General features: G+C 65.0%; 22 protein-coding genes and 1 tRNA gene. 14 read left to right on the top strand and 9 right to left on the bottom strand.

Annotated features, from left to right (window positions below; translation table 11 throughout):
• Positions 1–390, bottom strand: a complete 390-nt coding sequence (locus tag C7I56_RS09960) for a DUF5996 family protein (RefSeq protein WP_106640449.1) — start codon at positions 388–390, stop codon at positions 1–3.
• A gap of 56 nt (positions 391–446) precedes the next feature.
• Between C7I56_RS09960 and pheS the strand changes: the two genes are divergently transcribed.
• Entirely contained in the window at positions 447–1,532 is a 1,086-nt protein-coding gene (gene pheS / locus C7I56_RS09955) for a phenylalanine--tRNA ligase subunit alpha (RefSeq protein WP_106640448.1), read from the top strand.
• Positions 1,529–3,964 carry a phenylalanine--tRNA ligase subunit beta gene (gene pheT, locus C7I56_RS09950; RefSeq protein WP_106640447.1) on the top strand — a complete coding sequence of 812 codons (2,436 nt, stop codon included), beginning with the start codon at positions 1,529–1,531 and terminating at the stop codon, positions 3,962–3,964. The genes pheS and pheT overlap by 4 nt, the downstream gene beginning before the upstream one ends.
• A 26-nt stretch (positions 3,965–3,990) precedes the next feature.
• On the opposite strand, the gene C7I56_RS09945 is transcribed toward pheT, so the two are convergent.
• From C7I56_RS09945 to ftsE, 4 genes are read right to left on the bottom strand one after another with little or no spacing between them, the layout of a single operon-like run.
• On the bottom strand, positions 3,991–4,677 hold the full coding sequence (locus C7I56_RS09945) for a lysophospholipid acyltransferase family protein (protein WP_106640446.1): 687 nt from the start codon (positions 4,675–4,677) through the stop codon (positions 3,991–3,993).
• Entirely contained in the window at positions 4,677–5,207 is a 531-nt protein-coding gene (locus C7I56_RS09940) for a YdcF family protein (protein ID WP_106640445.1), read from the bottom strand. The genes C7I56_RS09945 and C7I56_RS09940 overlap by 1 nt, the downstream gene beginning before the upstream one ends.
• Positions 5,204–6,073 (bottom strand): cell division FtsX domain-containing protein, encoded by an 870-nt coding sequence (locus C7I56_RS09935; protein WP_106640444.1) that lies wholly within the window; start codon positions 6,071–6,073, stop codon positions 5,204–5,206. Before C7I56_RS09935 ends, C7I56_RS09940 begins: the two co-directional genes overlap by 4 nt.
• Entirely contained in the window at positions 6,070–6,780 is a 711-nt protein-coding gene (gene ftsE, locus C7I56_RS09930; protein WP_106640443.1) for a cell division ATP-binding protein FtsE, read from the bottom strand. Before ftsE ends, C7I56_RS09935 begins: the two co-directional genes overlap by 4 nt.
• Before the next feature lie 172 nt (positions 6,781–6,952).
• Here ftsE and C7I56_RS09925 point away from each other — a divergent pair, with 172 nt between their 5' ends.
• The 6 genes from C7I56_RS09925 to C7I56_RS09890 all read left to right on the top strand — a co-directional run bounded on the left by C7I56_RS09925 (position 6,953) and on the right by C7I56_RS09890 (position 12,791).
• Positions 6,953–7,696: an MJ0042-type zinc finger domain-containing protein gene (locus tag C7I56_RS09925; protein ID WP_106640442.1), complete on the top strand. Its 744-nt coding sequence runs from the start codon at positions 6,953–6,955 to the stop codon at positions 7,694–7,696.
• Positions 7,697–7,718: 22 nt separating this feature from the next.
• Positions 7,719–8,822 carry a 6-phosphofructokinase gene (locus C7I56_RS09920; protein ID WP_106640441.1) on the top strand — a complete coding sequence of 368 codons (1,104 nt, stop codon included), beginning with the start codon at positions 7,719–7,721 and terminating at the stop codon, positions 8,820–8,822.
• 196 nt (positions 8,823–9,018) lie between these two features.
• Positions 9,019–9,105, top strand: a tRNA-Leu gene (locus tag C7I56_RS09915).
• Between the two features lie 692 nt (positions 9,106–9,797).
• Positions 9,798–10,220 carry a DNA/RNA non-specific endonuclease gene (locus tag C7I56_RS09900; protein ID WP_106640438.1) on the top strand — a complete coding sequence of 141 codons (423 nt, stop codon included), beginning with the start codon at positions 9,798–9,800 and terminating at the stop codon, positions 10,218–10,220.
• Complete coding sequence (locus C7I56_RS09895) at positions 10,207–10,629, top strand: hypothetical protein (protein ID WP_106640437.1); 423 nt, start codon at positions 10,207–10,209, stop codon at positions 10,627–10,629. The genes C7I56_RS09900 and C7I56_RS09895 overlap by 14 nt, the downstream gene beginning before the upstream one ends.
• 50 nt (positions 10,630–10,679) lie before the next feature.
• The gene (locus C7I56_RS09890; protein ID WP_106640436.1) at positions 10,680–12,791 is read left to right on the top strand and encodes a transglycosylase domain-containing protein; all 2,112 of its coding nucleotides are present in this window, start codon (positions 10,680–10,682) and stop codon (positions 12,789–12,791) included.
• Between the two features lie 141 nt (positions 12,792–12,932).
• Here C7I56_RS09890 and C7I56_RS09885 read toward each other — a convergent pair whose 3' ends face one another.
• The 3 genes from C7I56_RS09885 to C7I56_RS09875 are packed head-to-tail and all read right to left on the bottom strand — an operon-like array spanning position 12,933 to position 14,660.
• On the bottom strand, positions 12,933–13,631 hold the full coding sequence (locus tag C7I56_RS09885) for a M48 family metallopeptidase (protein ID WP_342587706.1): 699 nt from the start codon (positions 13,629–13,631) through the stop codon (positions 12,933–12,935).
• Complete coding sequence (locus tag C7I56_RS09880; RefSeq protein ID WP_106640435.1) at positions 13,621–14,052, bottom strand: YcgN family cysteine cluster protein; 432 nt, start codon at positions 14,050–14,052, stop codon at positions 13,621–13,623. The genes C7I56_RS09885 and C7I56_RS09880 overlap by 11 nt, the downstream gene beginning before the upstream one ends.
• Positions 14,049–14,660, bottom strand: a complete 612-nt coding sequence (locus C7I56_RS09875; protein WP_106640434.1) for an SCO family protein — start codon at positions 14,658–14,660, stop codon at positions 14,049–14,051. Before C7I56_RS09875 ends, C7I56_RS09880 begins: the two co-directional genes overlap by 4 nt.
• 33 nt (positions 14,661–14,693) lie before the next feature.
• On the opposite strand from C7I56_RS09875, the gene C7I56_RS09870 reads away from it, so the two are divergent.
• Positions 14,694–15,314, top strand: a complete 621-nt coding sequence (locus tag C7I56_RS09870) for an ankyrin repeat domain-containing protein (protein ID WP_158703092.1) — start codon at positions 14,694–14,696, stop codon at positions 15,312–15,314.
• A 98-nt stretch (positions 15,315–15,412) separates the two neighbouring features.
• On the opposite strand, the gene C7I56_RS09865 is transcribed toward C7I56_RS09870, so the two are convergent.
• Positions 15,413–15,898, bottom strand: coding sequence for an MmcB family DNA repair protein (locus tag C7I56_RS09865; RefSeq protein WP_106640432.1), 486 nt, complete (start codon positions 15,896–15,898; stop codon positions 15,413–15,415).
• 81 nt (positions 15,899–15,979) lie between these two features.
• Between C7I56_RS09865 and recQ the strand changes: the two genes are divergently transcribed.
• The 5 genes from recQ (at position 15,980) to C7I56_RS09840 (ending at position 20,809) form a co-directional block, all read left to right on the top strand.
• Positions 15,980–17,743, top strand: coding sequence for a DNA helicase RecQ (gene recQ, locus C7I56_RS09860; protein WP_106640431.1), 1,764 nt, complete (start codon positions 15,980–15,982; stop codon positions 17,741–17,743).
• Positions 17,740–18,147, top strand: a complete 408-nt coding sequence (locus C7I56_RS09855) for a protein tyrosine phosphatase family protein (protein ID WP_106640430.1) — start codon at positions 17,740–17,742, stop codon at positions 18,145–18,147. The genes recQ and C7I56_RS09855 overlap by 4 nt, the downstream gene beginning before the upstream one ends.
• 186 nt (positions 18,148–18,333) lie before the next feature.
• Positions 18,334–19,242: a hydroxymethylbilane synthase gene (gene hemC, locus C7I56_RS09850; protein ID WP_106640429.1), complete on the top strand. Its 909-nt coding sequence runs from the start codon at positions 18,334–18,336 to the stop codon at positions 19,240–19,242.
• Entirely contained in the window at positions 19,239–19,919 is a 681-nt protein-coding gene (locus C7I56_RS09845) for a uroporphyrinogen-III synthase (RefSeq protein WP_106640428.1), read from the top strand. Before hemC ends, C7I56_RS09845 begins: the two co-directional genes overlap by 4 nt.
• A gap of 11 nt (positions 19,920–19,930) precedes the next feature.
• Positions 19,931–20,809, top strand: coding sequence for a hypothetical protein (locus C7I56_RS09840; RefSeq protein WP_158703091.1), 879 nt, complete (start codon positions 19,931–19,933; stop codon positions 20,807–20,809).
• Positions 20,810–20,836 lie beyond the last annotated feature (27 nt).

Here is a 20,836-nt window from a genome sequence, read left to right as displayed (position 1 = left end):
TCATTGCGAGCGAAGCGTGGCAATCCAGCGCCTAGTCCGGCCGTCGCCGCTCCTCGCAATAACGAGGTGATAGACAAGGATGAAATTCTCGATTTCTGGTTCGGCCTGACGCCGAAAGCGGAATGACGCGCTCGACGCCAGCATCCGCGCCCGATCCCGACCTGTGTAACCGCGGCAAATTCGCCCGGCCAGCGCCTTGGCGGCCAAGATCGAATTCCAGTTCGAACGGTCCGTTCGGGCCATGGATCGTCTGCGTGCGAAGGTCGCGGGGTTGATGCGATAGGTAACCTGCCAGCCATGGTTGACCCCTGGCATGAGGGCGACCGCGACCTTGCCGACGATCTGGGAGAAAAGATGCAATGCGGCGATCGTCGGCTGAGGCTCCTTCATCCATGCATGCCGCCCCTCCTCTTCAATATAGCAAAGAAACCTTATAGGGGGCAGACATGACCACCAATCTCGACACGATGGCCGCCGGATGGCTGGCCCGGATTGACGCGAGCGCCGATCTTGCCGCGCTGGACGCCGTGCGCGTCGCCGCCTTAGGCAAGCAGGGCGACATCACCGGTCTTTTGAAGACTTTGGGTGCGATGAGCCCCGAAGAGCGGCAGGAGACCGGACCGCGCATTCACGGCCTTCGCGAAACAGTGACCGGGGCGATCGCCGCGCGTAAGGAAGCGCTCGAGCGGGCGGAACTCGACCGTCGCCTCGCCACCGAAACGCTGGACATGACCCTGCCCGCGCAGCCCGCGCCGCAGGGAAGCGTCCACCCGGTGTCCCAGGTGATGGACGAACTCGCCGAAATCTTTGCGGACCTGGGCTTTTCCGTCGCGACGGGTCCGGAGATCGAGGACGACTGGCACAATTTCACCGCGCTCAACATTCCGGAAAGCCATCCGGCGCGCGCGATGCACGACACTTTCTATTTCGGTGCGGACAAGGACCGGGAAGGCAAGCGCATGCTGCTGCGCACGCACACCTCGCCCGTTCAAATCCGGACGATGACGTCACAGGAGCCGCCGATCCGCATCATCGCGCCGGGCCGCACCTACCGGTCCGACAGCGACGCGACGCACACGCCGATGTTCCATCAGGTCGAAGGCCTGGTCATCGATCGCGGCATCCATATGGGGCACCTCAAATGGACGCTGGAAACCTTCTTGAAGGCATTCTTCGAGCGCGACGACATCGTCCTGCGCCTGCGCCCGTCCTATTTTCCCTTCACCGAGCCGTCGGCGGAGGTGGACGTGGGCTATTCGATCGAGAAGGGCCGTCGCGTAATCGGCGGGTCTGAAGGCTGGATGGAGGTGCTGGGCAGCGGGATGGTCCACCCCAAGGTCATCGAAGCCTGCGGGCTCGACCCCAATGAGTGGCAGGGCTTTGCCTTCGGTTGCGGCATCGATCGCCTCGCCATGCTGAAATATGGCATGGACGATCTGCGCGCCTTCTTCGACGGCGACCTGCGCTGGCTGCGCCATTATGGCTTTGCGAGCCTTGATGCCCCCACTTTGAGCGGAGGAGTGGGCGCATGAAGTTTACGCTTAGCTGGCTGAAAGAGCATCTGGAGACGGATGCGAGCCTCGACACCATTTTGGAAACTCTCACCCAAATCGGCCTCGAGGTCGAAGGAGTTGAAAATCCGGCGGAGAAACTGGCGCCGTTTGTCGTCGGCCATGTGCTGACCGCCGAGCGCCATCCGCAGGCCGATAAATTGCAGGTGCTGTCCGTCGATACGGGCGAAGGCGCGCCGGTTCAGGTCGTCTGCGGCGCGCCCAATGCGCGGGCGGGCCTGAAAGGCGTGTTCGGGCCGCCGGGCGCCTATGTGCCGGGCAGCGACATCACGCTGAAGGTCGCCGCGATCCGGGGCGTGGAATCCAAGGGCATGATGTGTTCGGTGCGCGAGCTGGAGCTGGGCGATGCGCATGAGGGCATTATCGAGCTTCCGCAGGACGCACCCACGGGCGAGAATTATGCCCGCTGGGCCGGGCTCGACGATCCGGTCATCGACGTGTCGATCACGCCCAACAAGCAGGATTGCATGGGCGTGCGCGGCATTGCGCGCGATCTCGCCGCGACGGGCATCGGACGCCTGAAGCCGCTCGCCGATGTCTATGCGCCTGCGGGCGCCAAGGCCGGTGATTTGTCGGTAAGCGATCTTGGCCAGCGGATCGAGCTGCAGCCGGTCGCGGGCGAAGGCGCGGGGCCGAATGTGGCGACGCAGGATGAGGCGGGCTGCCCCGCTTTCTTCGGCCGCACGGTTTCGGGCGTGACCAATGGCGAGGCGCCGGAATGGATGACGCGGCGGTTAAAGGCCATTGGGCAAAAGCCGATTTCGGCGCTGGTCGACATCACTAATTTCGTGATGTTCGACCTGGGCCGCCCGCTCCACGTCTATGACATGGCGACGCTTCAAGGCGGGCTTGCCGCGCGGAAGGCCAAGGCGGGCGAGCAGGTGCTGGCCCTGAACGGCAAGACCTATACGCTCGACGAGACGATGACCGTCATCGCCGACGACGCCCAGGTGCACGACATCGGCGGCATCATGGGCGGCGAGCATTCGGGCGTGTCGGAAGGCACCACCGACGTGCTGATCGAATGCGCCTATTTCGATCCCGACCATATCGCGCGGACGGGCCAGAAACTGACGCTGACCAGCGACGCGCGCCAGCGTTTCGAGCGCGGGGTCGATCCGGCGTTCCTCGAGGACGGCCTGACGGTCGCGACGTTGCTCGTCCAGGCTTTGTGCGGCGGTAAGGCGAGTGAAGTGACGCGGGCGGGCAGTCCGCCGACAGCGCCGCCCACCATCGCCTACGACACCGCCCGCGCCGAAGCGCTTGGCGGGCTCGCCATCGCGCCGGATCGGCAGAAGGCGATCCTTGAATCGCTGGGCTTCACCGTGTCGGGCGACTGGCGGGTAACGGTGCCGAGCTGGCGCCGCGACGTCGAAGGACAGGCCGATCTCGTCGAAGAAGTGATCCGCATCGAAGGCATCGACAAGGTGCCGGTGACGCCGCTCCCTTGCGATCCGGGCGTCGCCAAGCCCACCGCAACGCCGGCGCAATTGCTGGAACGAAAGGTGCGCCGCACCGCCGCCGCGCGCGGGCTCAATGAAGCGGTGACGTGGAGCTTCGTTTCGGAAGCCGAGGCCGCGCCGTTCGGCGGAAGCGCCTGGATCCTCGACAATCCGATCAGCGAGGAAATGAAGGCGATGCGGCCCTCGCTCCTCCCCGGCCTCCTTGCCGCCGCGCGCCGCAACATGGCGCGGGGCGCGGGCAGCGTGCGATTGTTCGAGGTCGGGCGGCGTTATCTGGCGGAAGGCGAGCATCCGACCTTGGCCGTGGTGCTGGCGGGCGATCGGTTGGCGCGCGATTGGCGGACCGGAAAGGCGCAGGGCTTCGATGCCTATGACGCCAAGGCCGAAGTCGCCGCGATCCTTGCCGCTGCCGGTGCGCCGGTCGAGAATTTGCAGGTGCTGGACGGCGCGTCGGGCATCTATCATCCGGGCCGAGCCGCGCGCTTCTGCCTTGGGCCCAAGAATGCGCTGGCCGAATTTGGCGAGCTGCATCCCTCCACGCTGAAGGCCTTCGATCTTTCGGGGCCGGTGGTGGCGGGCGAAATCTTCCTCGACGCTCTGCCCGCCAAGCGGGCGAGCGGACGGATGAAGAGCGCTTATGCGCCGCCCGCCCTCCAAGCCGTGACGCGCGATTTCGCCTTCCTGGTGCCGGGGGACATGAAGGCCGACATCCTGCTCCGCGCCGTGAAGGGGGCGGACAAGGGGGCGATCATGGCCGTGTCGCTGTTCGACCTATTTAGCGGCCAGGGCGTGCCGGAGGGGCAGAAATCCCTCGCGATCGAAGTGACGCTGCAGCCGGGCGAGAAGAGCTTCACCGACGAAGAGCTGAAGGCGATTTCCGACAAGGTAGTTGCCGCTGCGGCAAAGGTTGGGGCGACGCTGAGGGCCTAGCTTTCTCCCCTGAAGGGGAGAGAGAATTATGCTTCCAAACTGTTGATCGCGGCGTGGACCCGCGCCTCCACCTCCTTGCGAGGGAGGCCGGGCGGGATGGGATCGTGGAAGACGAAGCGCACGTCGCCCGGATGCTTCACGAACCGACCCTTGGGCCAGATGCGGCCCGCGTCTAGCGCCACGGGCACGACCGGCAGACCGAGTGCCTTGTAAAGGCCCGAAAAGCCTGCGGCGAGCGGCGGCTGCTCGCCGGGCGCGACGCGTGTGCCTTCGGGGAAGATGAGGATCGGGCGGCCTTCCGCGATCGCCGCTTGCGCTGCTTTCAGCATCCGGCGCAGCGCCGTGGCGCCGCCGTCGCGGTCGACGGGGATCGTGCCGAAGGCGCGGGCCGCCCAACCCCAGCCGGGTATGTCGGACAGTTCCTTTTTGAGCACGACCGCGGGGCGATCGAGCAACAGCAGGAATTCGACTGTCTCGAACATCGACTGATGCTTCGCCGCGATGAGCATCGGCCCTTCGGGCGTGAACCCTTCCCGGCGCGAACGAACACCAAGGAATGTTGCCGCGCACCAGCGATGGTAGCGCGCCCATCCGAGGACGGCGCGGATCAGGGGCTCACGCCCCGCAAAACCGGACAGAAAGGTTAGGGCCACGTAGAATGCAGTGCCGGGATAGAAGAACAGCGCGAAGAGCGCGGACCGGATCGCGTCCATCAGATACCGACCATCACGGCGGCGTAGCGCAGCAGATATTTGTTATATTCCTTAAACAATTGCCGGAAGCTCGCCTTTCCGGGCACCGCGTCGCTGATAATCTCCACCTCATCCGGCACTTCCAGCGACAATTCGAGGCGCGCGCGCGGCATGTGCCAGTCGTTGGTGATGAGGCGCACGGTCTTCACGTCATGCCGCTTTAGCCAGCGCGCGGTTTCGGTGGCATTGGAGCGCGTATCGATCGATTCCCGGCCAAGATCGATGCAGCAATCGAACAAAGCGATATCGGCGTCATATTCGGCGGCGAGCTCGACCGGCCGGACGCTGCGCTCCACGCCGGAAATCAGCATTCGATCGGCGCGCTTCCCATCGATGAGGTCGATGCCGCGCGCGACGCGCCCCGGCCCGCCGGTCAGCACGACGATGCCGTCGGTGCGATCCAGGCCCGCCGGCTTCGGCAAAAGGACAACGAAGAGCGCGTAGCCGAGCACATAAAGGAGCAAAAGGAAGGAGAGGAGGCGGCTAATCATAGGGTCGCCTTCAATGCCCGGAAAATGGTGAGGCGGGCAACCAGCATCGCGAAGAGGGCGAAAAGCGGCGGGATAAAGAGGAGTGCGGGCCACAGTGGATCGGGCCTTGCGGCCGCCCCGGCCAGTTCCGAGCCCAGTGCCGCGAGAGGCTGCCCGACGAAGAGGAGAAGCAAGGCGCCGCCGAGGCCGCCGGCGAGCCCGCCCCACAATGTATCGCGGGCGATGCGGCGCTCAACCAGCCGCGCGATCTGACCGTCCGTGGCGCCAATCAGGTGGAGAAGATCGATCGTCGGCCGGTGGAGATCGAGCGCGGCCCGCGCGGCGAGCGTCACGACGGCCGTGGCGGCACACAGCATCAGGAGAAGAAGGCCCGCCGCGGCAAGCCGGAGGGCGGATACGAGATTGGCAAGCGGGGCAAGCCAGTCGGCGCTGGTTGTCAATTTCGCGTCGGGAACGCGCGCGGCGATTTCGCGCCGCAGCCTTGTGAGATCGCCACCGCTCTCCGCCTCCACAATCGCGGGCAGGGGGATATCGGCATCCTTCACGTCGCCAAGCCAGGGTTCGAGCGCGGCGGCGATTTCGGTATCCGGTACGCGGCGGGCATCGCTGATCCCGGGCGTTCGCGACAGGATCGCGAGGACAGCCTCCGCATCCCGCGCCCGCGCGGCCGGATCGGCATTGGCGATTTCCACGCTGAGCGAACGGCCCGAGCCGAGCCGGTCGGCCATGCGGGCAAGGCCGATGCTGGCGGCGGCGGCAAGGATGGTGAGCAGCATCATCACCGCGATGATCCACGGCATGGGCCCAAGCAGCCCCCCGCCCGCGAGCAGACGTCCTTCCCCACCAATGCGCCCGGCGCGGTTCATGACAAAGCCCGCTTCGGCGGATAGCGCAGCGCGCCCGTCGGGTCGGCGAGCCGCCCTTTGCCGAGGCGCATGATCTCGGCGCCCGGCAAGCGGGAAAGGAGGTGGAGATCGTGGGTAGCGATGACCACTGTCGTGCCGATCTTGTTCAGTGCGTCGAACAGGCCGAGCAGGCGCGCCGCCATGTCGGGATCGACATTGCCGGTGGGCTCGTCGGCGATGAGCAGGCTCGGACGGCCGATCACGGCGCGGGCGATGGCGACGCGCTGCTGCTCGCCGCCCGAAAGGGTCGCGGGTCGGGCCGAGGCACGGTCGGCAAGCCCCGCCCAATCGAGCATTTCGCCGACGCTGCTTTTGACTTCCGCCTCATCCACGCCCGCAATGCGGAGCGGCAGCGCGACATTATCGAAGGCCGAGAGATGCCCGGCGAGGCGGAAATCCTGAAAGACGACGCCGATCTTGCGGCGGAGCGCGGGAAGATCGCGGCGGTGAAGCGCGCCCAGCTCTTCGCCGAACAGGCGGATGGCACCACGGCTCGGCGCTTGCGCGAGATAGAGGAGCTTCAGGAGCGACGTCTTGCCCGCGCCAGACGGGCCGGTGAGGAAATAGAAGCCGCCTTCGCGCAGGGAGAAGCTCAAGTCGGACAGCACTTCGGCGCCCATGCCGTAGCGCAGGCCCACATGTTCGAATTTCACGATGCCGTTGGCCATCGCCCGCTTGTCCGTCCCCGCTCATCAGCGCCCTTCGTGAAGGCCATCGCACGGCCAAGGGGCGTAGGTAAAGCGCCCGCCAGCGCGTCTTTCGCATCGTGCCGCTTGCATGGGCCGCCGTTAACGTGTTTAGATTCGCACAGTATCGACACTTTTCGGGGATGGCGCCGACATGATCCTGACCTGCCCTGCCTGCAAGACACGCTATGTTGTCCCGGACAGCGCCGTCGGCCCGACCGGCCGGCAGGTGCGCTGCGCTTCGTGCAAGCATGGCTGGTTCCAGGAACCGCCGCCCCCGGCGCCGGAAGCCGAGGCGGAGCCCGCTGCGCCGGTCGAGGCCGCGCCGCCAGCGGCTGTAGAGGCCGAGCCGGTTGCGGAAATCGCGCCGCAGCCCGATCCGATCGCGGCGGCGGTGATTTCACCGGCTTTGCCGCAGGCTGCGGTCGAAGAGCCCGAGCGTTTCTCCCGCGCGTCGCTCACCGACATGGAGGTCGGGGCGCCCAAGAGCAGCGCGCGCAAATGGATCTGGGGCGCAATCGCGCTTGCCACGATCCTGCTCGCGGCCGTTGTGGCCTGGGTTTATTATGGCGAGGGCAAGGCCCTCCCGCTTGCCAGCGCAAGCAGCAGCGCTCTCGAAATCGAATGGTCGAAGGATCCCGAACGGCGGATGATGGAAAGCGGCAACGAACTGCTCACCGTGTCCGGCCGCATCGTCAATCCGACCGACGACGTGCAGAAGGTGCCGCAAATCCTGGCCGAGCTTCGCGATGCGCAGGGCCGGGTCGTCTATGATTGGGCGATCTCCGCGCCCGTCCAGCAGCTCCGCCCGAAACAGAGCGCGACGTTCAACAGCGCCGAAGTGGATGTGCCCCCATCGGGTCGCGAGCTTCACTTGCGTTTCGGGGCTTTGTCCTGATCGTCTTTAGGCAGGCGATCTGATGCGGATCGGCATCCTCACCGGCGGCGGCGACGTACCGGGCCTCAACCCCTGCATCCGCTCCATCGTCCTTTCGGCGATCGACCTTGGCTGGCAGGTGACCGGCTTCCGGCGCGGCTGGGAAGGGTTCCTGAGCATCGATCCGGGCGATCCCGCAAGTATCGACGCCTTCACCTATCGCCTCGACCGGGAAGCAGTGCGCGGCATCGACCGGCTGGGCGGCACCATCCTCCACACATCGCGCACCGATCCGCGCACGGTGAAGGAAGGGGACCGCACTGATCACGTCCTTTGCGTGCTGAATGCGCTCGGCATCGACGCGCTCATCACATTGGGCGGCGATGGGACGCTGCGTTTTTCGGCGCATCTGTCCGGGCGGGGCTTTCCCGTCATCTCCATCCCCAAGACGATGGACAATGACGTTTTCGGCACCGATTACTGCATCGGCTTTTCGACCGCGGTCAGCCGGTCGGTCGAGGCGATCAATGCGCTTCGCACCACCACGGAAAGCCATGAGCGGATCGCCGTCATCGAGCTTTTCGGGCGGCGGAGCGGCGAAACGGCCTTGCTGTCGGGCTTCCTCGCCCAGGTCGACCGCACCGTCATTTCGGAAGTCCCGGCCGATCTCGACATACTCCTTCCGCTGCTGGTCGAGGATCGCAAGTCGCGGCCGTCCAATTACGCCGTTTGCGTGATATCGGAAGGCGCGCGTCTGTCGACCGACGCGGATTGGGACGATAGCGATCTTGCCAAATCGAACACGAAGCGCGGCAAGGTCGCGGTCGGCCAGCGCCTTGCCCGGCAGATCGAGCAGCAGACCGGCATCGGCACGGTGGTGCAGGAACTCGCCTATCTGATGCGCGCGGGCGAACCCGATGCGATGGACCGGATGGTGGGATTCGCGTTCGGCGGCCTTGCCATCCAGCTCCTTCAAAAGGGGACAAGCGGCCGGATGCTGGCGCTGATCGGCGGCAATTACAGCCATGTGCCGATCGATACATTGCTCAGCGCGACAAAATCGGTGGACGTCGCGAGCCTCTACGACGCCGAGCGCTACCGTGCCCGCCTGCTCCGCGTCGAGGGCATGCCGATGTTCCTTTATTGATCGCTCACCGTCGTCATTGCGAGCGCAGCGAAGCAATCCATCCCACGGCCTCGCCCGGTGCCAATGGACCGCCGCGTCGCTCACGCTCCTCGCAATGACGAGAAGTGAAAATAAGCACGTTGCGTCCCTGAAAGACCTTTGCTAGAGGCGCGGGCCTACCGGACGCCGGGTGACCGGCGGTAACCTTTAGAAATGTGCGGTCGTGGCGGAACTGGTAGACGCGCAACGTTGAGGTCGTTGTGGCCGAAAGGCCGTGGAAGTTCGAGTCTTCTCGACCGCACCATTTCCCTTCCAGATAGAGCGTGGATCGGCTGCAGGCATATATTGCCCGCGCTCTGTATCTGTTGACTTGTAGGAAAATGTTGCTCAAATGTTCTCGCCCTTTGGAAGCGGGGGCTTTGTGGGCATCTCAGAACAGCAGACGCGGCGGAGCTTCTCCGTCTGGCTAAGAACCGGGCGGTGGCCGAAAGACGCTGACGGCGTCGAACTCAAATTCAACGCTTGGCATGACCCTGAAACCGGCAGATTCACCTTTACCGGCATGGGGCATTACTTTGCCCAGGGCAGCGGCAAACGGGGGTTCGAACAAGGCTCGTCCGTTTCGGTCGCCTATATTGGCGACCCAAAAAGGCGTCCGATCGCGAGCTTGGAGGAAGCGGACGCGTGGAAAGCCGCCGAGCTCGCCAAATATGGCCATGTCCCAGCCCGCCGGAAGGCAATCGAGGCGCGATATCGCGTCTATAGGGATGCGCTTACCCCGCGCCGCGCTGATCAAAATAGTCAAATCGTTCGAGGCGGAGGCAGTTTCGGAGGCGGAGGTGCGAGCGGAAGCTGGGACAATCAGCCAGCACCAACGCACCTTCGTCGAGTGGCCGCGCTCTTGTCTCTATATCAGAGGGGTCTTTCTCCGGGCCGGAAGTGCAAAGAGCAGGGCAGCCTTTCCCACAACAGGATTCAAGGCGTTGGCGGAGCGTTTTGCGTAACGGCTACCTTTACGAGATTGACGGCGATGGCCGAACAAGACGCGTGTCGGGAGATATTTCGATCAAGGCCGATCAAGGCCGTTCGCGAACGGCACAGCGCTCCGCAGGGGGGATTGACAGGCGTCCGGGCGATCATGGCGGCCACTATATCGCGCGTCGCTTCAATGGCCCGACCGATGCGGTCAATCATTTTGCGCAGGACGCCAAATTCAATCGCGGCGATTATCGTAGGCTTGAAGAGCAATGGGCCAGGGCGAAGCGGATCGGCAAAAGCGTTCGTGTGAAGATCGTGCCCGTATTCCATAAGGGTTCGCAGCGTCCGTCTGGTCTCAATATTTGGTTCTGGATTGACGATATGGGACAAAGTTTGAATCTCCCCAATGGGTCGGAGGGACAGAAAAATGCCGAAAGATAGGACGGAAGAGCTTCTTGATCTGATCGGCCAGCTTCTCGCTGAAGATACGGAATATCCGCTGGACGGCACCTTGCTCTATGCTGAAGTCGCACGGGCTTACGTTGCTCCTTCCATATACAAGGATCGCGGAAACCATATCCTCTATCGCGAGCCAGACTTGGACCGCCTAGGTGACGCTTTGCTTGAATTGTGGGAAGCGCAGACGAATAAGAAGCCCTGGAAGGAAATCGAATATTTCGTCAAAAATGGCCGTTTTGAAGCGACTTATATCTATCCCGAGGAAATCGGCCCGAACGAGTGGTCTTTCTACCGGCGAAACCAAGCTGCCGCCAAATATTTTGGCGGCAAGCCAATCCATTACCCTGAGATGAGCGAGGAGGATAAGGAGTTGTTCAATCTTGGATGCTGACAGCCTCGCCGCTTGTCCGTTGCATCATCCCGCCTTATTCTCCGCCGCCAATGGCCGGTAATGCTTCCTCGCCGCTGAAGCGGTTTTTCGTCACCTCGTTCAAAGTCGGGCTCTATACGGGTCTCGTCGCCCTGATCGCGCTTGTCGTCGCGGTGGGAGTCGCGATGAGCCAGCTTCCATCCTACCAGCAGCTCGTTCGCCGCGACGATCTGGGGCAGATGATCCGGGTGCGCGGGGCTGACGGCAGCGTGCTCGTGTCGATGGGGCCGAGCTTTGGCGAGTGGCTCACTTATGACGAGATTCCGCCGGTCATGCGCGATGCGATGATCGCGGTGGAGGACAGGCGCTTCTGGTATCATCCCGGCGTCGATCCCGTCGGCATCGTCCGCGGCATCCAGGTCAGCGTGACGCAAGGCGGCGGCGTGCGCGGCGTTTCGACCATCGCGCAGCAGCTGGCCCGCAACGTCTTTCTGACCAGCAAGCGCAGCTATGCCCGCAAGCTTCGCGAGGCGATCCTGGCGCTGGCGCTGGAACGGCGCTTTTCCAAGGAACAGATCCTCGAACTCTATTTGAACCGCGTCTATTTCGGCGGCGGCGCCTATGGTATCGACGCGGCATCCCGCTTGTTCTTCGGCCATAGTGCGGAGGACATGTCGGTGTCCGAAGCCGCGATCATCGCGGGCCTCGTCAAAGCGCCGTCCAATTATTCGCCGACCGCTGACGCCGAAGCGGCGCGGGAGCGGGCGAACGTCGTTCTCGACCTCATGGTCAGGTCCGGCGCGATTACTGCGGCGCAGGCCGCTACCGCCGAACCGGCGGATGTGAAGCTCGTCGCCCCAGCGAAGCAGAATAGCGTGCGATATTTCACCGATTGGGTGCTGCCGCAACTCGATACACTGATCGACGAGACGGGTGACCCGATCGAGGTCTGGACGACACTTGACCCCGCCATGCAGAAAGCGGCGGACGAAGCGATCAACGCCAATACGCCTGCCGGCGCGCAGGGCGCGCTCGTCTCGCTCGACCGGGATGGGGCGGTGCGGGCGATGATCGGGGGCAAGGATTATGTCGATTCGATCTACAATCGCGCGACGCAAGCGCAGCGCCAGCCGGGTTCGGCCTTCAAGCTCTTCGTCTATCTGACCGCGCTTGAGACCGGCTACACGCCCGACACGACGGTGACCGACCAGCCGGTGACGATCAACGGCTGGAGCCCGCGCAACAATAGCCGCCGCTTCTCTGGGCCGATTTCGCTGCGTGGCGCCTTTTCTCTCTCCTTGAACACCGTGTCGGCGCAGATCGGCCAGCAGGTGGGCTTCGGCACGATCGCCGACATGGCGCGCCGTTTCGGGATCACGACGCCGGTCAATACCCACCCGTCCATGGTGCTCGGCACGTCGGACGTGCGTCTCATCGACATGACGCGCGCCTTTGCCGCCGTGCAGCGCAAGGGCGCGGCGGTGACGCCTTATGGCATTGCCAAGGTAACGTTGAGCGACGGCACCGTCCTCTATCAGCACCAATCGGACGAGAATCGCGTGCTTGTCGCGCCCTGGGTCGCGGCGCAGATGACGGACCTTCTTCAGTCCGCCGTGATGACCGGGACCGGCCGCGCCGCGCAGATCGGGCGGCCGGTGGCGGGCAAGACCGGCACGACCAGCTCCAACAAGGACGGCTGGTTTATCGGCTTTTCGAGCGGGCTGACCACCGGTGTTTGGATGGGCCGCGACGATGCAAAGACCGTCGGGGGCCTTCAGGGCGGCACCGCCCCGGCCCGCGCGTTCCGCGACTATATGATCCAGGCGACAGCGAAGCGGCCGATCGAACAGTTCGACGTGCAGGTTGCGCTGCCCGACTGGCAGACCGAGCCCGACGCGGAAAGCTGGTACGGCGCGCCTGAAGATTTCATGATGGTCGATCCGGACGGCAACCCGATCCCGCAGCAACCAGGGCAGGAGCAGCCACTGCCAAGAGAGCCCGGGGGTGAAGAGGAACAGGCGCCGCCGCCTGGCGAGGAACGGCTCGACCAGCAATGGCTGGACCGTGCCATCGGGCGGGAGCGGCCTGCGCCCAACCGCCAGCCACAGCCGCAGCGCCAGCTGCGGCAGGACACGCTTCCGCCCGCACCGGGCCAAAGACAGCCCGCGCCGCAGCCTCAATAGGCAGAACGGCTCGGACCTAACTCCCTCCCCCTTGATGGGGGAGGGTTGGGGTGGGGGTGATGTTTCCGGAAGAAGCGGTGCCCTCGGTCGTAGATCACCCTCACCCAGCCTCCCCCATCAAGGGGAAGGGGCTTTAGGGGACTATCGCCCAATCCGATGCAGGCCCGCACCGTGCTTGCGCAGCCAATCGCGCGCGGCATCGGAATTGCCTTCGAACAGTTTCGCGACAAGGGAGTGGAAGTCGGGACCGTGGTTCATGTGGACGCGGTGCGCCACTTCATGCGCGACGGTCGCGCGCCGCACTGAATCCGGCGCGAGGATCAGGCGCCAGCTATAGCGGATCGCGCCGGATGAGGAGCAGCTGCCCCAGCGTGAGATCGTATCACCGACGCCGACCCGAGTGACCGCGACGCCTGCCTTGACGGCATAGAAACGCGTTTCCTCCGACAAGATGCAGAGCGCTTCCTGCCGCAGCCACCGCAGGAGGCGCGCCTCCACCGTGTCGCGCGGCCCCCCGAGATGGATGGCGTCGCCGATGAGATGAGGGATGCGTGGGGCTTTTTCGTCCCAAAGGATAACGAGGTCGCGTCCGCGAAAGGGCAGCTGCATGCCGGGTTCGAGCGGCTGTCGGTCGGGAATGGCGGCGCGGGCGCGGGCGATCCAGTCCTTCTGGCTTTGCGCCCAGGCGAGCGCGCGGGCCTGCGACACGCGCCGCGGCACCGTCAGCACGACGCCTCCGGTGCGGTGGTCGACTTTCAGCCGCATCACCTTGGCGCGGGCCGAAACTTTGAGGGTGACGCCATCGGGAAGGACGGGCGTGGCCGCCTTTTTAAAGATCACGGTCGATCAGATGATGTTCGAAATCGACGACATCGGCCTCCGTCACCGTCCAGCCGCGCGTCGACATGCCGGCCGCATGGACGCTCTCCCGGTCGCCGCTCACCAGATAATGCCAATCGGGCAGCGGCCCGCCCGCCGCGCGCAGGCGATAGGCGCAGGTGGAGGGGAGCCAATCCATGCTCGCGATCTTGGCGGGCGTCAGCCGCACGCAATCGGGAACGAATGCGTGGCGGCCTTTATAATGGGTGCAGCGTCCGTTGCGGCGATCAAGTAGGCGGCAAGCGACATTGGTGTGATGCACCTCGCCCGTTTCATCGTCCTCGAGCTTGTGAAGGCAGCATTTGCCGCAGCCGTCACAAAGCGCTTCCCATTCCGCACGGGAGAGCTCGCCGATCGGCTTTTCCCAGAAGCGTTCGCTCATATCACCCAGCGCTGCAACTCCGCCGCGACGGCATCGGCCCCCTGATCCTGGGGGATGAGCGCGATAGGCGACCCGTCCGGCCCGAACAGGACGGCCGAGCGGCTGTGATCCATCAGATATTCGCTCGCGCCCTCAACGTCGCGACGCTGGTAATAGACGCCGTACGCCTTGGCGACGGCCTTGAGCTGATCGGGCGTGCCGGTGAGACCGACGAGGCGGGGATGGAAGGCGGCGACATATTGCTTCAGCACGGCGGGCGTATCGCGCTCCGGATCGACGCTGATGAAGATGGGGCGCACCTTCTTTGCCTTGCTGGGGTCGGTCTTTTCGAACTTGGCATAGCCTTGCGCGATATGCTGGAGGTCGACCGGGCAGACGTCCGGGCAGAAGCTGTAGCCGAAATAGACGATGCGATACTGGCCGGTAAAATCCCTGTCGGTCACGGCCTTGCCGTCCTGGTCGGTAAGTTGGAATGGTCCACCGATCGCGGCGCCCGCCAGTGGCGGCATCTCCTGCGGCTTGGAACAGCCGGTGAAAGTGAGGGCGGCCAGCAACAGGGCGGCGGAAAGGCGCGTTTTTTGGATTCCGTTCATGGCCCCTCCAGCCATGCTTTGCTAAGGGGCTGCGATCAAGCATCATTTGTGCGGGGAATATTGGCGATGAAGGCGGTAAGGTCTCTGATCCTGGCGGCGATGGCGGGCGCGATAACCCTATCCACTCCGGTGGCGGCGCAGCGCATGTCGGACGGCTATACCTTTTTGAAGGCCGTGCGCGACAATGACGGGACGAAGGCGGCGGACCTGATCGACGCGCCGGGCTCCACCGTCCTTCTGTACAAGGATCCGACGAGCGGCGAGGCTGCGATTCACGAGGTCGTGAAGAAGCGCGATGGCCGCTGGCTGAGCTACCTTCTTGGAAAGGGTGCGCGCGCCGACATGCAATCGGGACAAGGCGACACCGCGCTGACGCTCGCGGCGCAGATGGGCTGGACGGCAGGCGCGGAAATCCTGATCGCGCGCAAGGCCAATGTGAATGTGCAGGATAATCGCGGCCAGACGCCGCTGATCCTGGCCGTGCAGCGCCGCGACGCCAACATGGTGCGCATGTTGGTGGAAGCGGGGGCCAATCCCAAGATCGGTGATCGGATCGCGGGCTATAATGCGCTCGATTACGCCCGGCAGGATCCACGCGCCGAAGCGGTATTGAAGATCATGGAGCAGCCGGCCAAGCCCGCGAAGGAATTTGTCGGCCCGAAATTCTGAGGTGTCGTCATTGCGAGCAGCGCGAAGCAATCCAGCGACACTGAATCTGGCGGCGAAGTGGATTGTTTCGTCGCTTCGCTCCTCGCAATGACGGGGAATTAGTCCAGGCCGCCCAATCCTGGATCCATGCCGCCCATGACGCGGAGGGCAGCGCGGCGGGCGAAGCGCAGGGTTTCGGCCTTGCGCCGCGCCGGGGCGAGCATCTGGATTGGCGCCTCCCGGACGACGGCCGCATCGTAGCGGTCGGCGATAATGAGGCCCGACAAATCCTGCCCGCAGCCTTCACCATCGAAGGGATCGAGCGCGAAGCCCTGCGGCACCGCCCAGAAAAAGCGGTCGCAATAGTCCAGATAATCCGGCCATTTGCAGTCGCCGAGTAGATCGGCGCGCGACACCTTGATCTCGACGATGGTGATCATCCCCTTGCCGTCGATCGCCATCATGTCCGCCCGCCGCCCGTTGGGAAGCGGCACTTCGCACAAAGCGTGAAGATCCTGCCGGAAAAAGAGGCGCGACACGCCGCGCGCCACATCCTGCGCCACAAGCGGCGCATCGGCAAAGCAGGAATCGGGAAGGCTGACCATGGCGTCACATTAGAATGAAAGGGGAACATTGGAAAGGCTTCTTGCCTTGAGGGCCGCCGCCCGAGCGGCTAGAGCCTCGAGGTGCACGATCCTCTCGACATTCTCCACACGACCTTCGGATTCGCGGGCTTTCGCGGCGTTCAGGCCCAGGTGGTGGACCGGGTCATGGCGGGGCAGCATACACTTGCGGTGATGCCGACCGGGGCGGGCAAGTCGCTCTGCTATCAGGTTCCGGCGCTGGCGCGAGAGGGCACCGCGCTTGTCATTTCCCCGCTCATTGCTTTGATGCACGATCAGATACGGTCTGCAGATGCGTTCGGCATTCGCGCCGCTTCGCTGACCTCCGCCGACGATAATCGGCAGGAGACGCTCGCGCGGTTTCGTGCGGGCGAGCTCGACCTTCTTTATGCCGCGCCGGAGCGGGCTTCGAGCGAAAGTTTCCGCAATCTGATCGCCCAGGTGCCCTTGTCGCTGATCGCGATCGACGAAGCGCATTGCGTCAGCGAATGGGGGCATGATTTCCGGCCGGACTACCGGTTGCTTCGGCCCTTGCTCGATCGCTTTCCAGGCGTGCCGCGCCTCGCACTCACCGCGACGGCGGATCGGCAGACGCGGGAGGATATTCTCCACCAGCTCGGCATTCCCGACGACGGGCTGATCGTCGCGGGCTTCGACCGGCCGAACATCCGCTATCATATCCGCCCACGCGACGGCTTGTCTGGTCAGCTCCATGCCTTGCTGGCCAATCAGCCGGGGGCGGGCATCGTCTATGCGCCGACGCGCGCGGCCGCTGAAAAGATCGCCGCGCAGATCGGCAAGACGCGGCGTCCGGCCGGTGTCTATCATGCAGGCCTTGATCCGCAGGTTCGCGCGCGGGCGCAGGCGGCCTTCGTGTCGAGCGAGGATATGGTGATGGTCGCGACCATCGCCTTTGGCATGGGCATCGATAAGCCCGACGTGCGCTTCGTCGCCCATGCGGGCCTGCCCAAATCGATCGAGGCTTATTATCAGGAAACCGGACGCGCGGGCCGCGACGGGGAGCCATCGGAAGCGCATCTCTTCTGGGGCGCCGAGGACTTTTCTCGCGCCCGTGCCCGCGTCGAAAGCGAAGTGCCGGAGGACCGGCGTGGGAGCGAACGGCAGCGCCTCAACGCGATGGGCGCATTGGTCGAGGCCGCCGGATGCCGCCGCGCGATCCTGCTCCGCCATTTTGGCGAGACGCCGTCCGAACGCTGCGGCAATTGCGACAATTGCTTGGAGCCGCCGCAGGCGGTGGATGCGACCGAGATTGCCCGCAAATTGCTGTCCGCCGCCTTCCGCACCGAAATGCGCTTCGGCCTTGGTCATCTCGCCGACGTGCTGGCGGGCAAGGAAACCGACAAGATCCACAATTTCGCCCATCATCGCCTGAGCGTCTTCGGCATCGCGGGCGAGGAGGAGCTTCCGCTCATCAAGCCGGTTGCGCGCGCGTTGATGGCGCGCGATGCCCTGCGCGCCGACGCCTATGGCGGCCTTTCCTTCGGGCCCGGCGCCCGCCCGATCCTTAAGGGTGAGGAGGCGGTGGAGATCGTCCTGCCGCCCAAGAAGGAGCGGCGGCGCAATAAACGCGATGCGGCGGACTATCCGCACGATCCTTTGTTCGAGGCCCTGCGCGCCTGCCGCCGCGACCTGGCTAAGGAGCAGGACGTGCCGCCCTATGTCATCTTCCACGACAGCACACTTCGCGAGATGACCGAATTGAAGCCGACAAGCCTCGAAGCGCTGTCGCGCATATCGGGTGTGGGCGCCGCGAAGCTCGACAAATATGGCGCGGCGTTCGTCGCGGTTGTGAGGGACCATCAATGAGGAAGATCGACGACAGCCTGTCCGTGGCCGGACAGATCCGGCCGGAGGATGTGCCCGCCATCGCCGCGCAGGGCGTGACGATGATCGTCAACAATCGTCCGGACGGGGAGGAATTTGGCCAGCCTTCAGCCGCCGAGATCGAGGCTGCGGCGGATTCGGCGGGGATCGCCTATCGGCACATTCCGGTCGCGGGCGGCTTTTCGGCAGATCAGGTGGCCGCAATGGGCGAGGCTCTTGGATCAGCCGAGGAGCCTGTGCTGGCTTTCTGCCGATCAGGCACGCGCTCGACCTTCCTGTGGGCGTTGGCACGGGCCGAGGCGGGCGACAATGGCGCGGAGATCATACGGAAAGCCGCAGAGGCCGGTTACGATCTTACGCCGATCGCTAATTTTCTTTCACGATAATGTGTTCGTGCCAAAGCAGGAAACTAGCGGCCCGAACGTTTCGTCTGCGGGTCACCTCACCAAGGCGGCCTTAAGCCGATTTCTTTCCTTCCGCCGCGCTTGTCCGGCTTGACACGCGTCACGGCATGCCCGGAATCCCGCGCGCCGTTTGACCCTCAAGTGTCATTGCGGCTAGCAGGTGCGGCGATGAACCGGCCCCTTTGCATCGGAACCCGCGGATCGCCGCTCGCGCTTGCTCAGGCCCATATGGCGGCGGCAGCGCTGAAGGCCGCGCATGGCCTCTCCGACGCCGACATCGAAATCGTGCCGATCACGACGACCGGCGACATCATTCAGGATCGCCCGCTCGCCGAAGTCGGCGGCAAGGCGCTGTGGACGAAGGAGTTGGACCGCTGCCTCCTCGACGGGCGCACCGACCTGTCCGTCCACTCGATGAAGGATGTCGAAACGATCCGGCCCGATGCCTTTCGCATCGCCGCGATGCTGCCGCGCGCCGACGTGCGCGACCGGCTGATCGGCGCGGCAAGCCTCGACGCGCTGCCGAACGGTGCGGTGGTCGGCACCTCCTCTCCGCGCCGGGCCGCGCAATTGTTGGCGCGGCGGCCGGACCTCCAGATCGTCTCCATTCGCGGCAATGTCGCGACCCGGCTCGGCAAGATCGGTGCGGGCGACGCCGATGCCACATTGCTCGCTGCCGCCGGGCTCGACCGGCTCGATGTGCAAGCGGGCGTCGCGATCGACGAGATGCTGCCCGCCCCTTCGCAGGGCGCGGTGGGCATCGAAGTGCGCACCGGCAACAATGCGGTGCGCGATCTGGTCGCGGCGGTAGACCATGCACCGACCAGCCTCTGCGTTTGGGCCGAGCGGCGCCTGCTCGAGGCGCTGGGCGGCACCTGTCATTCCCCCATCGCCGCGCTTGCGACACTGAATGGGGACGACATCCTGCTCCGCGCCGAAATCCTCACCAGTGACGGGCGCGAACGGCAGGCGGGCGAAATCCTCTTCACACCCGACGATGAAGGCGCTCCCGGCCGCCTCGCCGCCTTGCTCCTCGATCGGGCGAGCCCGGCCCTGCGCGCCTTGTTCGCCGGGTGAGCCGCCTCATACTCCTGCTCCGGCCCCAGCCCGGAGCGACGGCGAGCGCCGAAAAAGCGCGGGCTCTGGGCCTCGAGCCGGTGGTCGCGCCGCTCTTCATCGTTCGTCCGCTCGATTGGGAACCCAAGGATCCTGCCGCCTTTGATGCGCTGCTCCTAACCAGCGCCAATGCCGTTCGCCTCGCCGGCCCACATTTGGCGCTTTATCACGGCCTTCCAGTTCACGCCGTGGGCGAGGCAACCGCAGACGCGGCGCGGGCAGCTGGTTTTGAAGATGTGAGTGTCGGACCGGCAGGAGTCGAAGTGCTGCTGCGCGGCATTCGCGGCAATATGCACCTGCTCCACCTCTGCGGTCGCGACCATATCCAGATGGAGCGCAAGGGTGTCATCCATGTGCCCGTCTACACGTCCGATGCGGCAAGCCAGCTTCCGTCCGATGCTGCCCAGGCATTGGAAAGCGGCGCCTTGGCGCTGATCCATTCGCCGCGCGCGGGCGCTGTGTTCGCGAAATTGGTGGATGATGCGGGCATTTCGCGCGATACGATACGGATCGCCGCGATCAGCCGGGCAGCGGCAGCCGCAGCTGGCGGGGGCTGGCAGCGGGTCGACACCGCGTTGGGGCCGCGCGATGAAATGTTGCTGGCGCTTGCGGCGCGGATCGCGACGGATAAGGATTGACGGCGATGGACATGACTGAACCCGCTTTCGAGCCCGCAATCGCCCCGGCCCCCGTGCAGCGCCGCCGGGGCCGCACCGCCTTGTGGCTGCTTCCCCTCTTCGCCTTCCTGGTCGGCCTGGCCGCGATGGCGTGGATTCTCACCCAGTGGCAGGATGGCGCCCGCTATCTGGGTATCGGCCCGCGCGATGCCGCTCCGCCCCCCGCCGCCGCTCCTCAGGCTGCAACGCCGCCCGCTAGCGTGGCGATCGTCGATCCCGAAGTGTCGCGCCGGGTGAGCATCCTCGAACAGCGCCTGTCCGAAATCGCCAATCAAAGCCAGGCTGCCGTCGGCAATGCCGACCGGGCCGAAGGCCTGCTCGTCGCCTTTGCCGCCCGCCGCGCGCTCGATCGCGGCGTGGCTTTGGGTTATATCGAAGGCCTGCTCCGCCAGCGTTTCGCGGCGACGCAGCCCCAGGCGGTCGGCACGATCATCAGCGCTGCGCGCGAACCGATCACGCTTCAGGAATTGCAGGAAGGCCTGCAGGCCGTGAGCCCCACCCTTGCGGGCGCGGGGACGGAGCGGGATTGGTGGACCGCTTTCAAAGTTGAACTGGGCAGCCTCATCACCGTCCGCAAGGAAGGCACGCCCTCCACCGTGCCCGCCGAACGCGTCGCGCGCGCGACGGACCGGTTGGCAGCCGGGCAGGTGGACGTCGCGCTTGCCGAAATCCTGCGCATTCCCGGTCATGGCGCGGCTACGGATTGGATCGCCGACGCCCGGCGCTACGTAGCGGCCCGCCGCGCGCTCGACACGATTGAGACCGCCGCTTTGCTCGAGCCGCGGACCGGACAGGCCCAGGCGCCGTTGCCTGTCGAGGAAGCACCCAGCCCCGCCCGGCCTGCGGCCTGACAGCCGCACATTGAGCGCCTATATGAC

It is taken from the genome of Allosphingosinicella vermicomposti (assembly GCF_003012815.1).
GTDB lineage: Bacteria > Pseudomonadota > Alphaproteobacteria > Sphingomonadales > Sphingomonadaceae > Allosphingosinicella > Allosphingosinicella vermicomposti.
This window is presented reverse-complemented; position numbering and strand designations above follow the sequence as displayed.